Here is a 13,581-nt window from a genome sequence, read left to right as displayed (position 1 = left end):
TAATATCTTTTTTTAAACCTATATTGGATGGAGCCCTTAAGATTACGTTCGCATTAGGTTTCTAATCGTAATTAAAAATACGTATCAGGAGGCAGACTATGAGATTTGCAGGTGTAGGCTTAGTTATGCTGGCCGCTATATGCTGGGGCATTAGTGGGGGCATTGCAGATATTTTAATGACCAGGGGCTGGGATCCTATTGTGATCTCATTTTATCGAGGGGCTGTTGGTTTTATATGTTTTTTCGCGTGGTTTCTCTTTCGTTTTAGACAAAATTGGTTTGCCTCTGCCCGATTATACATCTGGTCCTTATTAGCGGGTGTTGGTGTTGCTGGAAATTTCACTTTTTATTTTCTAAGTATTCAAGCCTCAAGCGTAGCTGTGGCTGCTACTTTAATGTACACCGCCCCTGTTTTTGTCCTTTTAATTTCCTTTTTATTACGAATTGAACGTTCAACCTGGTTTAAATGGGGGTGCATTTCCGGTGTACTTATGGGAATTGTCCTGCTTACAGGTGCTTACAATACTGATTCAATTTCAGTGAGTTTTCTAGGAGCTGCAGCGGGGCTTACTGCCGGCCTTTCCTATGCTTTGTTTATATTTGGATTTAAAAATGCCTCTTCTATCGGAAAACCGCAGACTTCGTTAACCATCGCCTTTTTTTCATTTTGTCTCATCCTTTTTCTTTTCACGGACAAGGGTGAAACAGCTGCTGTGGTGACGTCAAGCGATATCGGATGGTTTCTTCTGTTAGGGATTGTAGGGGCAGGTATTTCATTTATATTTTATGTGATGGGCATTCGAAGGACTACCCCGGCCACGGCTTCAATGGTCGCTATGGTGGAACCGGTGACAGCCTCATTATTTGGTGTTCTGCTTATTGGAGATCATCTGTCCATCATGCAACTTTTAGGAATGCTGCTCATCCTGTTTACGGTCACCGTACTTAGTGTGAAGCAATCCGACTGAGAATGTTTAGTTAGATTAAACTTTAAATCCTGTGACAAGAGGAAAAAGAAAGGTGGGTTAATTTGCTTTTCTTTTTCTTTTGGTCTATTTATTGTGACCAATTTTTCAGGTACTCGAAGAATACCAGAAACCCTATAGCTCTAGTGATCTAAATAATTTGCCTGGCCTCTATGCTAGTGGAACTTCTCCCTTTGACTTGCTTTAACGACGCCACGATAAGAAAACTTACAATGACTAATAAGAGCCACGAGCTTACTTTTCCAAGATGGACGAGACTCCATGCATCTGTTTGGTTCGGATATTCCCAGGCGCCAAAGAATGTTGCGATATTTTCTGCGATCCATATAAAAAATCCGATGAGCACAAAAGACAGTGAGAGAGGCATTTGATAATTTCTTCCATTCACAGCATAGGTGACCCACGATGGCCAAAAGACGATAATCACCAGGCCAGATAACCACCAACGAATGTCAATCCAATAATGATGGGTGAAAAAATTCAAATAAATAGCAGCGGCGAGGGTTACAACGATCCAAAACGGCGGCCACTTCACTAATTGAACCTTCAGCCTCCTCCACGCCTGACAAAGATAGCTAGCGACGCTTGCGTACATAAACCCACTATATAAGGGAACACCAAAAATCTTGGAGTATCCTTCCTCTGGGTAAGACCACGATCCCATATGTACTTTAAATAGTTCAAGTGCGATTCCAATCACATGGAATAATGTAATTACCTTTAATTCGTCTCGTGTTTCAAGACCAGAACGGAGCATTCCCCACTGGGTCAGAAGAAAGATGATGAGCAGCCAGTCATACCTTGGCAGCAAGGGGAGAGGAAGGACCTGGGTTATAGCCAAAGAAGTAAAAATTACAACAGGAAACAAGCAGGATAAGGCCTGTTCCCATCCAAAATAGAGGAGTTGTTTTATTGCTTTCATAATTTATTGCCTCCAAGAATTTTCGGGGGATCTTATGTAATGAAGGCATTCGGTACGAACACCTCCAGTTCCGAAAAAGCATTTTACTCAGGTTTTTCTTCGTCTGGTGTGTATTCCAACAGATCTCCAGGCTGGCATTCTAACGCCTTACAAATGGCATCTAAAGTCGAAACTCGAATCGCCTTCGCTTTTCCATTTTTTAAGATAGAAAGGTTAGCCATTGTAATACCAACCCTCTCCGAAAGTTCAGTCACACTCATTTTCCTTTTTGCCAGCATCACGTCAATATTGATTATTATCGCCATGTTATTCACCTCAGACCGTTAAGTCATTTTCTGATTTTATATCTATGGCACTTCTTAATAGTTTTTGAAGAACTGCAGCAAAGACAGCCACCACCATGGAAGCGAAAATAATGACCAATCCAATGACTATCAGTCCTGGAGCGTCGTCCTTCTCTGCAATAAGATACAGAAATGGTAAGCCTGCCACATACACCCCACTGATCGTAAACGCACAGTATTTAATCATTTGTAGTGCCTTAACGGATAAATCGGAGAAAGCTTTGTTCTTATCAATATAGCTTAACAGTCTTAACGCCTGGTACAATGCAGTAAAAAACGCTGCCGCTGTTATATATAATCCAATTAAAATGAAATATGGCAAAGATGAAAATCCCGGATAAAACCCTGCGGCTTCTCTTGCTATCGAAGGCACCCCGAATATGCATAAAGCAAGAATAGGAAGAGCCATAAGAAACACAGCGATCTTTAAAAAGAGGGTTTCTCTTATCATAAAAAGCACCTCACTTAATTATTGTCTTTTTTAATTTACCACTTAATTTATCGTTTTACAATAAATTTTTATCACTTAGCATTATTATTTTATTGATAACTATAATTCAGCATAATTAAAGAGCATTCCCCTGGTATAAGGAAATGCTCCTTTTTCAATCCCTCGTGGTAAAGAAGAAAATATCAACCAGTCGTTCTGTTACGACATACGATCAGAGTCATTGCATTCAATAGGATAGTAGCGACAAGAAGAACTGATGCAGCGAACGCAACCGCACCTGTGATGTCCATTAGAGCGGACCAATCTTCAACCTTTACCAGATGGTAGCGATATAGAATTTGAAAAAATAACGCAATGGCACAAGCACTGAAGCTCATCATCGAAAAGGTAACCCACTTTTTGCTGCCATGACTACTCAAGAGAGTCACAACAGGAAGTATCCAGGCAATTAATCCGAGTAAAAGGCTGCCAATATTCAGGTAACCTGCCATGTTTAATTCCCCCTTTATTGTTCGTTTCTCACCGGGCACTCTGAGAGCGCAATGTATATCAGCTTGTCACTCTTCTTGGATAATAATAACGTAATATTCATCTCCCTCAATCTATATATTAAACAAAAAAGCGGGATAATCCTTTTTCGATTTTCCTATTTTTCTCGAACATTTACTATGGTTAAAGCTGTTGGTAAGAGGTGAAATTTTGCAGATTTCAGACACAAATAGCCCCTTGCAGACATTTCCTTCAGCAAGGGGCTATTGTTTAGTATACTCTTCTTATATTACAGGAAAAGATAAGCTTTCTGTCTATTTTGTCGGCGCAAGTTCAATGGCCTGCCTTAATGCTTCTAGCATACTTTTTTCATCTGCCTGACCACTTCCAGCTATATCGAAAGCCGTCCCATGATCGACACTCGTACGAATTATTGGCAGACCGACGGTAATATTAACTCCAGCGTCGAGACCCAGTACTTTTATTGGACCATGCCCCTGATCGTGATACATAGCAACTACTATATCAAAGTCTCCTCTAACAGCACGAAAGAATAGCGTATCTGCTGGAAGTGGACCTTGTACATCTATCCCTTCTTTTTGTGCCCGCTCTACACCGGGGATGACTTTCTCTTCTTCTTCACCATAACCAAATAATCCATTTTCCCCAGCGTGAGGGTTAATCCCGCATACAGCAATCTTTGGTGGATGTTTTTCAGATTGTATTAGAGTATCGTGGGCCATTTTAATAACCTCGTACACACGAGTGGGCTCAATACGCTCTATCGCATCTCGAAGTCCAACATGAGTAGTAACGTGAATCACTTTAAGTTTCGGCGAAGAAAGCATCATAGAAAAGTTTTTAGTATTTGTTAGTTCAGCTAGAATTTCAGTGTGACCTGGATAGAGATGCCCTCCTTTGTGCAGGGCTTCCTTATTTAAAGGAGCGGTACAAATCCCATCAATCTTGCGTTCATTTGCTAACTCAATAGCTGTTCGGAGAAACTCGAAAGATCCATTGCCTGCTTCTGAAGAAACTTCTCCATAAGGCAAATCTTCAGGAAGAAGATCCAGATCCAGACAATATACCTCATTCGACTGCTCTAATTGCGAAAAGTCATAGTCCTTATCTACTTTTTTAAAGGTTATATTCGAATCTAACAAGGACGCTGCTCTATTTAAAATTTTTAAATCTCCTATAATAAGCGGGATCGAGTTTTGCCTTATATCCGTGTTTTCAACACTTTTGACGATAATTTCTGGTCCAACCCCCGCTGCATCGCCCATGGTAATCCCAATTACCGGTTTATTACTCATTTTCTGACGGCCCCTTTCATTTTCTCCATGGCATGATAGATAGAACTTTCATTCCCAAATGCCCCTGCTTTAGTCACTATAGGAATAGCAGGCTCTACTCCTATAGGGGTGCCCACAGGTATTCCGGCTTCTAATTGATAATCCAAACGTAAGCCCGTGGCTCCTAAACTTTTAACTACGTCCTTTGCTGTGTCGCCTCCTGTTAATACAAGGGCAGACAGGGAAACTTCATTTACAACTCTTCTTGTAATCTGACCAAGAGCTTCGGAGATTTTTTTCCCCATCTCAAACGGACTCAGCCCTAGTTCCACTGCTCTTTGTTTTACCCGCTTTCTTATATCTAAATTAGACGGGACATAAAGAACGACATCTTTCCCTTTCTTTACAGCCTCCATGCTAGAGTTATAGTATTCATCAGCGAACCTTTGCCATTCATCTGAAAAAATTTTCTCTGTATCTACCATAACATTCTGGATGCCCGGCTGTTTCATTGCATAAGCTGCCTGGTCTTGGGTCGTTTTTGATAACGAACCACACACGGTCAGCACAGAGCCTTTTTGTTCGCATTTATCTTTGCTATTAGTTGACTGATCAATGCGTAAAACATTTGGGAGTACTTCAGCCAAACCTGCAGATCCTGCCCATACAATGTTAAGGGAAAGGCTGTTAATCTTTTCAGCCATAGCGCGTAACTCTCTCTCTGTATTGGCATCACAGATTAAATATTTTACATTTTTCTTTTGTAATCGATCTATAGTTTTTAACCAGTCGTCAACATCTTGATTTAACACTTTCTCATTTATCAGTGCGGTTTTTTTACCAGTCTCTTCTTCTATTAATGTAGGAAGATGAGATTCGCTCACTGGATGTTTTGGATCGATCGCAAGCTCCGTCTCACTTACAGGCTCTCCGTGTAAAAGATGAATACCATTTTCTGTCGTTCTTCCATATGGGGGAAATGCTGGAGCTACCACTATAAATGAAGGATCAAAAACCTCATCCACAGCTTGTAACTCCAGACCAATATATCCCCTCAATGTCGAATCCATCTTTTTATAAATATTTGTATATCCGGCTTGCGCTAAAAACTCTGCTGCTGCTTTCGTCGCTTCGTAAGCTGCTTCTCTGTTTAATGCCCTGGAATCTGTATCAATCACAATGGCTTCATCCAGAGATTTCTGATCCGCTGGAATTTCAAAATAAACAGAAGTTGAAAGCCCTTTTTCTTTTAACTGAATGCCGCTGTCATTAGCGCCTGTTAAATCATCTGCTATCATTCCAAATTTAAAGTTCATCTATAAATCCTCATTTCCTAAATAAACTTGCTACGCTGTCGCTTGTTTCTCGGCTTCAGTGGTATAATCATCCGGCAGTTTCACACCCTTACGCTCTAAGCGTTTAACAAGGAAGCCTATAAAAATTGGCAGCAAGACAGCTGTCGTCACGGTTGAAGCCGCAACCTGAACCGTCGCAATATCAACAACGTTTGCAAATCCGGCATTAGCCGCTGCAATGGCAGCTGGTGTAGCTACCGCGTTTCCTGCTGTAGAACCTTCTGCTGCCCCAGCAACCGGGTTCCAATTAAAGGCTTTAAAAGCAAAGTAACCTGCGCTTCCCGTAATTAACGTCGTGGCCACTCCAAGAAGCACACCTGCTGCTCCACCTTCAATGATTTTTCCAAAATCAATTCCCATTCCAAGCGCAAAAGCAAAGAAAGGTATTAACATGGAACTTCCTTGATCCAAAAATTTCCGCATTTCTTCATCTAAATTACCTAACACCATACCTACTACTATTGGTAATAATACGGCAATAAAGGAAGTTAATGAAAACAGGCCATCAACAAAGCCCATTGCCCCGAAAATAGATAGTGCTACCATCGTGAAGAAAGGACCATCATTCAAAGCAAGCAGTGAATAAGCGGCTCGATCTGTTTTATTACCATATTGTCCGACTACCGCGATATACAAGCCGCCATTACTATTAGTCATAGCTGCAATAATTGCAATAGGAGCCAATCCTAACCAAAGACCATTATCTCCTGCAAAAAAGTAGGCAAGTAAACCAAAAGCCGCTCCCACTATCCACTTTACGGTCAATAGAGTAGCTCCTTTTCCAAGACTTACCCCAACCGTTTTCAAATTAATTTGAGCTCCGGTACATAATAGAAACAAGGCAATCAATGTACCTGCACCGTCCACAAATAAATCCTGTGTAAAGTTCCCGATCCTAAGTAAATCGGGCGCCACCGTATTTAGAATAGCCGCTAACAGCAAAGGTACTACCATCATACCTCCAGGGATTTTTTCCAAAGTTGCTTTAATCTTCATCTTTATTCCTCCTATTCTATCATAACTGTTACAAAATGAAACAAATGACACTTAGTAAAGCGATTTCATACTACGATAATAACGCTTACATTTTTATTATGCAACAGGAAATTATTAAAAAATGAATAAAAAATGAGAGATTAAGAGTTGCTTCATTATTTTTTGTTTATTTTTGCAACAAAAAAGACGCAAACTATGAATTTAGTTTGCGCCATAATGTGGTTCGATTAATTCCCAGCCTTTTCGCTACTTTCGATTGGTTATTATTTTCTTGTTTCATCACCTGCTGAATAATTCGCTTCTCCATATCCTTTAACGTTCCATCTATTTCGATGATGTTCTCCATGTCCTCCTCCGAAGAGGGTTGATCAATTTCCTGCAGGGTTTTTTCAACGTCTTTTAACTCTATATACGAAGTATCACTTATTGCTATTAGTTTTTCGACCATTTTCTTTAGCTGGTCTATATTCCCCGGCCACGGATATTCTAATAATTTCGAGAGAGCATTTTCACGAATTCCAATCGTTTCATTTCCATAATTCATATGACTTTGAGTAATAAATGCTTGGACCAGATCTTTTAAGTCCTCCAGCCGATCAGCGAGTGGAGGCAAATAAATCAACGTGTTAGGCAGTTTATAGTACAGGTCATGTTCCAACTGTTTTTTTCTGACAAGCTCAGCCATACCATCATTTGAAACAATAATCACTTTATAATACTCAGTCAGTCTTTGCACAAATATTTTTATTTTTAGCTGATCTCCCTTGTCAAGTTCATGAATGTTCAGCAATACAATTGTTCCCTCTTTCGGTAACCTGTCAAATTGGCTTGTAAACCTATCATATAACTGTTCAACCGATACCTTTTGTAAATTGATAGTGATTAAAGGAACACGATGCCCATAAGTTTCAAAATGAAGGTTACCTGCCAAGAGCATCTTACCCGTGCCCTGCTCGCCTTCTATCCATAAAGGAGATCTCATTTTAGCAAAACGTCCCAGGTTACCTCTCATATTTTTAGCAAAAGGACTCTTCCCAGATACTTTAATATGAGAAAGGCGCGAATGTACTTTTATACCCTCTTCTTCTACCAAAAAGTCCTTATAAATTATGACATTCACCAATTTTTCTTCACCATTTAATGGATAGCCTCGCAACTGGTAATTTATATTAAGGTGGGCAACAGTTTTCCACACTTCCTTTTCTTCAAAAAACACCTGATCTAAAAGCTCTTGAAACTGCGAATGTTGAATGATCCCCTCATCCAAATACTCTCTAAACAAGTAATTTTTAAAAACCACTTCTCCCTGTTTATTTAGAGTGATCATAGGCTGTGGAAAATGTTCTACAGCCTCAGAATAAACCGAAGCTTGAGACTGCATCCCCTGAAATAAATAGAAAAGACGCTTTGCTTCCTCAAATGAATCCAAAACCGCTTCTTTTCCAGAAGTTATTAATATTCCCTGCAATCCAATCTTTTCAGCCTGTTGAACCGTTACTACATCCCCAATCACTACGGAATAACCTTTTCTTTTTAATCCATCCAGATGAGCAGTTACTTCTTCCCCGCTGTTAATCGTGATTGTCTTTACTTCCATATCTAAAATACTGCATATAGTAGAAGCTCCGCGGGAAATATTAGAAAAGCCGACCAAAGCTGCCTTACCATTCGTCCCTCTAAGTAATGTGAAAATCCGAAGCATGTCGTATCCGCTTATTTTTATATCCACCACAGGCACACTTGTCTGTTCTTCAATTAAGCTGGCAGTTCCGCCACGACTAATAATAATATCGTAACCCTCGGACTCAGCTGTTTTCGCTATTTCTACACCAGCCTCAAGATTCCCCGTTTTTATATCAATTTTAAGTTCCTCATCGTAATTTTGATAACTTTTAGCAATTTGAGCAAGCCCTTGGTATGGGGCAATTACTAAGATATTTATCATTTCCCACACCTTCAATCGTTGCATATTTAAACACCTTTATTTTTTCATACTCTGATTGAAGAATCAAGATTTAATACATAACATGAATGTTTTCAAGGAAAATAATTCATGAGCGCGAGTCGAAGATCACGCACTTTGTTTTTTCGAGGAATCTTAAGGTCTTGTCCGCGAAAAAGCGAAGTGTTTGACGGAACGATGGTCTAAATCCTTTCTTGCCAAATAAATAATCCGAACTGATTTCAACAAAATCGTTCGGATTATTTTATGATTTATTCAGTTTTGACCCGAGCCGTTTTTGCTTAAAACGACCTATTTCTTGTTCTATAAAGCTCGTTAGATAGCACTTATAATCCTCGACTTAGACCTTATCCGCCACGTTTAACTTCTCGTGAAGCTCATTTATATAGTCTTTTATCGGCTGACGTAAATCTTCTCTCGCAAGAGCGAGTTCAAGAGTGGTTTGGATAAAGCCGAACTTCTCTCCTACGTCGTAACGGCGGCCTTCAAATTCATACGCATAGACTGGTTTCAGCCTGTTTAATTGTTCGATAGCGTCGGTCAGTTGAATTTCTCCTCCTGCCCCTATCTTATGTTCACTTAAATAGTCAAAGATTTCAGGTTCCAGAATGTATCTCCCTACAATTCCCATATTAGAAGGAGATTCATTCTGCGAAGGTTTTTCTACGAAACGGTCAACCTTAAACCTTCTGCCTGTTTGCTCAGCTGGATCAATGATACCGTAACGGTGGGTGTGCTCATCCGGGACAAACTGAACACCTATTACAGAAGATTGGACCGCACTGTATTCATCCATAAGCTGACTTAAACAAGGTGTTTCACTTTTAATAATGTCGTCCCCGAGTAATACAGCAAATGGTTCATGACCAATGAATTTTCTTGCACACCAAATCGCATGACCTAAACCTTTTGGTTCTTTTTGCCTAATATAGTGAATGTCTACCTTAGCCGATTTTCTTACTTCCTCGAGCATATCGAATTTCTCTTTTTTAGCTAAACTGTCCTCAAGTTCAAAGGCACTGTCAAAGTGGTCTTCTATGGCTCTCTTTCCTTTTCCCGTCACAATAATAATATCTTCAATGCCGGAGTCAATAGCTTCTTCTACAATATATTCAATAGTGGGACGATCAACAATGGGGAGCATTTCTTTAGGCATGGCTTTAGTCGCAGGAAGAAATCTAGTTCCTAAACCAGCTGCGGGAATAATTGCTTTTTTAATAGATTTCATGGTAGCCTCCAAAAATTTACATAATAACCTGATTATACTTAATTTCTTATGTTACAACAATGCATTTTTTCATGAAATAAGTACTAAATAAATATAAATTGAAAAAATAGGAAAAATTAATTTTGGATTAATATGGAAACCATGGTATGATACTACTTATGAAATTGGGATAGTTGATAGATTTATGCGTATCTTTCCATTATTCATCTTTAAAATGAGGAGAATGACCATGGATTTCAAGAAAATATTACCTTTTACTAGAAGTTTTGAAGACCAATATTTTGAAAAAATAAACTACAAAGTGCATAACTACAAAGCGTTAAGTACGAAAACAGAGGTTACCGTCGTAATTCCTGTTTACAATGCGGAGAAATATTTAGCAAAAACCGTCGATTCGGTCATTGTGCAGAATATAGGCTTCTCAAACATTACGATTATCTTAGTGGACGATGGTTCAAACGATAAATCAAGGACCATTTTAAAGCGGTATTCTGAGCTCTATTCTAATATTGTAGTTGTTTTCTTGGACGAAAATACGGGGACACCGGCTTTTCCAAGAAATTTGGGAGCCCACTTAGCTAATTCCAAATACTTAACTTTTCTGGATGCAGATGACTGGCTGGCTCACGATGGGATCCAACATCTTTATCACGTGTTAGAAAGTACAAAAAGTGATTATGCGGTAGGCAAGACCATTCAGGTGAATGCAAAGTCTGAGAAAATTATAGGGAAGTATGAGTCTTGTAAGAACAGAACCAATGTTTCACCATTTTCAATCCCTCATATCTTTTATCATCTTGGTCCTCGCGCGAGAATGATGCGATTATCTTTTATAAGGAAAAATAAGCTTCGTTTTCCAGAAATGAAATATGCCGAAGATAAACAATTTTTTATCGATGTTCTTACTTCTGTTGGAAAGATCTCTACTACGACAGAGCCGATTTATTACTTAAATCGTATACCTGGAAACGATTCGTTAACCAAACAAACGGACATTATGGAAAAGATGGATACCAATATTGCTGTATTAAAATATGTCTTAAATAAAAATTTAAAAATCGAAGAAGAAAAAATGATCGTAAACCGTCTTGTTGAATTCGACAGCATCACGCGACTATTTAATCGAAGACATTTCATCAACAGTAACCAAAAAGAGTCATATTACGATGCTTTTGAAGAAGTAATCAATGTATTTAACAGCTACGACCGACCGTATACGTTAGGAGATATCATTCATAAGCCGTTAAACAAAGCTTTCTTTAATTTTTTAACAACCAAGCAGTATAACAATGTTCAAGCACTTGCTGAATGGTCTGCTGAAGGCGGGGAAGAATCCCATACTTATACTGACGGGCTCCCCTATACAGTGGCTCATTTAAATAACGGCGTGGATGTTCCACTGGAAATACCGGTAGAAGCAAAAGTGATCAGGGAGCAAGAAAAGAAAGGTCTTATAGTGTTTGAGATTGAATTAGCAGGGCACCATATCCCTGAATTTCAATCAATTGAATTTAATAGCAGAACGTCAATCTTAAAGGTATTTAATGTAGAGAAATCCTTGTCCCAAAATAAGAACCGTCTCAAATTAAAAATAAGAACCGATCACTTAAAGACTCTTCATAGGGGCGGTTATGTGATGCGTCTTCAATATGACGATTACGAAAGTGTGATGATAAGCAAAGATTCGGATGCTGAATATGAACTAAGTTCAGGTAAGAAAAAGTATAAATTCTATCAAACGGTAAATGGGAACTTATCACTCAAAGTAAGAAAAGGTAAGTGATTATAAGAGACTTAGAGATTGCAAAATTTAAAAAGGGATTTCCACAGATGGAAACCCCTTTTTATAATTGATTTGATGAGGAATGCGGGAAAAAGGAATACAGGCTTAAACTTATCTATAAACACTATCACACGTGCCAGGTTCCGGTTCATAATAACAATGATTTTTGAATTGACCTGCAAAAGTTTGACCGAACCACGTTGGAGGACATTCTCCTCCTGGTGCGAAATACCAAAGAGAATATTTTGCTGGGTGCTGCCTCCAAAAATTTAAATTTTGTCTTGCTAATCTTTTCTCAACAGATCTCGCTCTGTTATAAAAAAGATTCCCCTTTTGGACAGCCTCAAAAGAATAATTTCCTCCCTGCACTTGATAAATAACATCATAAATCGTTCTTACATCTCTAAAGTCTAAACAATCCGCTACCGCTCGATTAACAATCACATTTCCGACGTACAACATCCCCTGTTTTCCTTCACCCACCGCTTCCGCTCTCATCATCCTGGCCATTAAGGCAACGTCGGAATCTGTAAACTTTACTCGTGGCATTTTATCACCCCAAAAATATTGTATGAAACGGTTTGATACAATATTTACGAATTCATGGTTGTTGGGCTTTAGTCTAATGTTTTTAAGTCTGTATTGAAGGTCTCCCCGTCCCTGTAAAACATATTTATGGAAAACTTACCAGTTAGAGCTATAATTATGATCAATAAATAATTTTCCATGGGAAAGAGGTGTCGATGTGAAAAAACTCCAATTCAGCCATATGTTTATAATATTCCTATTATTTCTCCCCGTAATCACCCTCGCAGGCTGCATGAATGCAGACAGTTCAACTAAGGATTCATCTGCTATGGGTAAAGAAGCGGACAAAAAGGCAGATACAAATCAAAAATTTGCCGAGCTCGAGGATAAGTTCGACGCCCAGATTGGTATTTATGCGATCGATATGGGTACAGATCAAACTATCGAATATCGGCCAGAGGAACGTTTCGCCTTCACTTCCACTTATAAAGCATTAGCTGCAGGTACCTTGCTGCAGCAGAAATCTACGGCTGAGCTTAAGGAAGTCATCACGTACACGGAGGATGATTTGGTGCCTTATTCTCCAGTTACCAAGGAAAACGCAGATGAGGGTATGACTCTTTTGGAACTAAGTGAGGCGGCAGTCCGGACTAGCGACAACACAGCAGGTAACCTCTTATTTGAGGCACTAGGAGGACCTGAAAAGTTTGAAATGGCACTGAGGCAAATCGGCGATAACGTTATCGAGGCGGATCGGTACGAGCCTGAATTAAATGAGTTCACTCCAGGAGACTCCAGGGATACCAGCACACCACGCGCGCTTGCTGCCAGTCTCCAGACCTTCGCAGTCGATGACTTGCTTTCGAATGATAAGCGTAAATTGCTTGTGGATTGGATGCGGGGCAATGCTACAGGAGATACACTCATTCGAGCGGGCGCACCTGAGGATTGGGAAGTGGTTGATAAGAGTGGGGCTGGAAGTTTCGGCACGAGAAACGATATTGCAGTTGTTTGGCCGCCAAACCGAGACCCTATCGTTATGGCAATTATGTCACGTCATGATATGGAAGATGCCGAATATGACGATGCGCTGATTGAACAGTCTGCCGAAGTCATATTCGATATCTTTAAATAAAGATGAAAATTAACTGCCCAGAGGTCATCCATTGATTTCTGGGTTTTATTAATTTAGTGACTATCCTTTCGCTTTACTTTCCAATCCATTTAATGTTTCTTTTTAA

General features: G+C 39.5%; 13 protein-coding genes. 3 read left to right on the top strand and 10 right to left on the bottom strand.

From position 1 onward, the window contains the following. Positions 1-98 precede the first annotated feature (98 nt). Positions 99-968 carry a DMT family transporter gene (locus tag C1A12_RS04890; protein WP_101842714.1) on the top strand — a complete coding sequence of 290 codons (870 nt, stop codon included), beginning with the start codon at positions 99-101 and terminating at the stop codon, positions 966-968. Positions 969-1,116: 148 nt separating this feature from the next. Here the strand turns inward: C1A12_RS04890 and C1A12_RS04885 are convergent, their stop codons facing one another. The 9 genes from C1A12_RS04885 to galU all read right to left on the bottom strand — a co-directional run bounded on the left by C1A12_RS04885 (position 1,117) and on the right by galU (position 10,029). After that, positions 1,117-1,908: a DUF817 domain-containing protein gene (locus C1A12_RS04885; protein ID WP_101842713.1), complete on the bottom strand. Its 792-nt coding sequence runs from the start codon at positions 1,906-1,908 to the stop codon at positions 1,117-1,119. Positions 1,909-1,991: 83 nt separating this feature from the next. Then, positions 1,992-2,213, bottom strand: coding sequence for a helix-turn-helix transcriptional regulator (locus C1A12_RS04880; protein ID WP_101842712.1), 222 nt, complete (start codon positions 2,211-2,213; stop codon positions 1,992-1,994). 10 nt (positions 2,214-2,223) lie between these two features. Then, positions 2,224-2,703 (bottom strand): DUF2975 domain-containing protein, encoded by a 480-nt coding sequence (locus C1A12_RS04875; protein ID WP_101842711.1) that lies wholly within the window; start codon positions 2,701-2,703, stop codon positions 2,224-2,226. A gap of 182 nt (positions 2,704-2,885) precedes the next feature. Then, the gene (locus C1A12_RS04870) at positions 2,886-3,194 is read right to left on the bottom strand and encodes a hypothetical protein (RefSeq protein ID WP_101842710.1); all 309 of its coding nucleotides are present in this window, start codon (positions 3,192-3,194) and stop codon (positions 2,886-2,888) included. 312 nt (positions 3,195-3,506) lie between these two features. Next, a complete protein-coding gene (gene pdxA / locus C1A12_RS04865) occupies positions 3,507-4,508 on the bottom strand; it encodes a 4-hydroxythreonine-4-phosphate dehydrogenase PdxA (protein WP_101842709.1) in 1,002 nt (333 codons plus the stop codon). Then, a complete protein-coding gene (locus C1A12_RS04860) occupies positions 4,505-5,803 on the bottom strand; it encodes a four-carbon acid sugar kinase family protein (RefSeq protein WP_101842708.1) in 1,299 nt (432 codons plus the stop codon). The genes pdxA and C1A12_RS04860 overlap by 4 nt, the downstream gene beginning before the upstream one ends. A gap of 30 nt (positions 5,804-5,833) precedes the next feature. Further along, positions 5,834-6,838 (bottom strand): 2-keto-3-deoxygluconate permease, encoded by a 1,005-nt coding sequence (locus C1A12_RS04855; RefSeq protein ID WP_101842707.1) that lies wholly within the window; start codon positions 6,836-6,838, stop codon positions 5,834-5,836. A gap of 193 nt (positions 6,839-7,031) precedes the next feature. Beyond that, positions 7,032-8,807, bottom strand: a complete 1,776-nt coding sequence (locus C1A12_RS04850) for a sigma-54-dependent Fis family transcriptional regulator (RefSeq protein WP_101842706.1) — start codon at positions 8,805-8,807, stop codon at positions 7,032-7,034. 334 nt (positions 8,808-9,141) lie between these two features. Continuing rightward, positions 9,142-10,029 (bottom strand): UTP--glucose-1-phosphate uridylyltransferase GalU, encoded by an 888-nt coding sequence (galU, locus tag C1A12_RS04845; RefSeq protein ID WP_101842705.1) that lies wholly within the window; start codon positions 10,027-10,029, stop codon positions 9,142-9,144. Positions 10,030-10,258: 229 nt separating this feature from the next. Here galU and C1A12_RS04840 point away from each other — a divergent pair, with 229 nt between their 5' ends. Continuing rightward, positions 10,259-11,812, top strand: coding sequence for a glycosyltransferase family 2 protein (locus C1A12_RS04840; RefSeq protein WP_101842704.1), 1,554 nt, complete (start codon positions 10,259-10,261; stop codon positions 11,810-11,812). Between the two features lie 111 nt (positions 11,813-11,923). On the opposite strand, the gene C1A12_RS04835 is transcribed toward C1A12_RS04840, so the two are convergent. Next, on the bottom strand, positions 11,924-12,361 hold the full coding sequence (locus tag C1A12_RS04835) for a cell wall hydrolase (RefSeq protein ID WP_101842703.1): 438 nt from the start codon (positions 12,359-12,361) through the stop codon (positions 11,924-11,926). Positions 12,362-12,581: 220 nt separating this feature from the next. On the opposite strand from C1A12_RS04835, the gene bla reads away from it, so the two are divergent. Continuing rightward, positions 12,582-13,475, top strand: a complete 894-nt coding sequence (bla, locus tag C1A12_RS04830) for a class A beta-lactamase (RefSeq protein WP_101843287.1) — start codon at positions 12,582-12,584, stop codon at positions 13,473-13,475. The last annotated feature ends 106 nt before the right edge of the window (positions 13,476-13,581 follow it).

Source organism: Halobacillus sp. Marseille-P3879, assembly GCF_900240285.1.
Classification (GTDB): Bacteria; Bacillota; Bacilli; order Bacillales; family Halobacillaceae; genus Halobacillus_A.
Note: the sequence above shows the minus strand (reverse complement) of the source record. Positions and strands in the feature narration are given on the sequence as shown.

Excerpts from the sequence above, each read along its gene's own strand:
- C1A12_RS04870 (WP_101842710.1), bottom strand. The coding sequence starts at position 3,194 with ATGGCAGGTTACCTGAATATTGGCAGCCTTTTACTCGGATTAATTGCC.
- C1A12_RS04835 (WP_101842703.1), bottom strand. The coding sequence starts at position 12,361 with ATGCCACGAGTAAAGTTTACAGATTCCGACGTTGCCTTAATGGCCAGG.
- C1A12_RS04885 (WP_101842713.1), bottom strand. The coding sequence starts at position 1,908 with ATGAAAGCAATAAAACAACTCCTCTATTTTGGATGGGAACAGGCCTTA.
- C1A12_RS04850 (WP_101842706.1), bottom strand. The coding sequence starts at position 8,807 with ATGCAACGATTGAAGGTGTGGGAAATGATAAATATCTTAGTAATTGCC.
- C1A12_RS04890 (WP_101842714.1), top strand. The coding sequence starts at position 99 with ATGAGATTTGCAGGTGTAGGCTTAGTTATGCTGGCCGCTATATGCTGG.
- galU (WP_101842705.1), bottom strand. The coding sequence starts at position 10,029 with ATGAAATCTATTAAAAAAGCAATTATTCCCGCAGCTGGTTTAGGAACT.
- C1A12_RS04855 (WP_101842707.1), bottom strand. The coding sequence starts at position 6,838 with ATGAAGATTAAAGCAACTTTGGAAAAAATCCCTGGAGGTATGATGGTA.
- C1A12_RS04880 (WP_101842712.1), bottom strand. The coding sequence starts at position 2,213 with ATGGCGATAATAATCAATATTGACGTGATGCTGGCAAAAAGGAAAATG.
- C1A12_RS04860 (WP_101842708.1), bottom strand. The coding sequence starts at position 5,803 with ATGAACTTTAAATTTGGAATGATAGCAGATGATTTAACAGGCGCTAAT.
- C1A12_RS04840 (WP_101842704.1), top strand. The coding sequence starts at position 10,259 with ATGGATTTCAAGAAAATATTACCTTTTACTAGAAGTTTTGAAGACCAA.
- bla (WP_101843287.1), top strand. The coding sequence starts at position 12,582 with ATGTTTATAATATTCCTATTATTTCTCCCCGTAATCACCCTCGCAGGC.
- C1A12_RS04875 (WP_101842711.1), bottom strand. The coding sequence starts at position 2,703 with ATGATAAGAGAAACCCTCTTTTTAAAGATCGCTGTGTTTCTTATGGCT.
- pdxA (WP_101842709.1), bottom strand. The coding sequence starts at position 4,508 with ATGAGTAATAAACCGGTAATTGGGATTACCATGGGCGATGCAGCGGGG.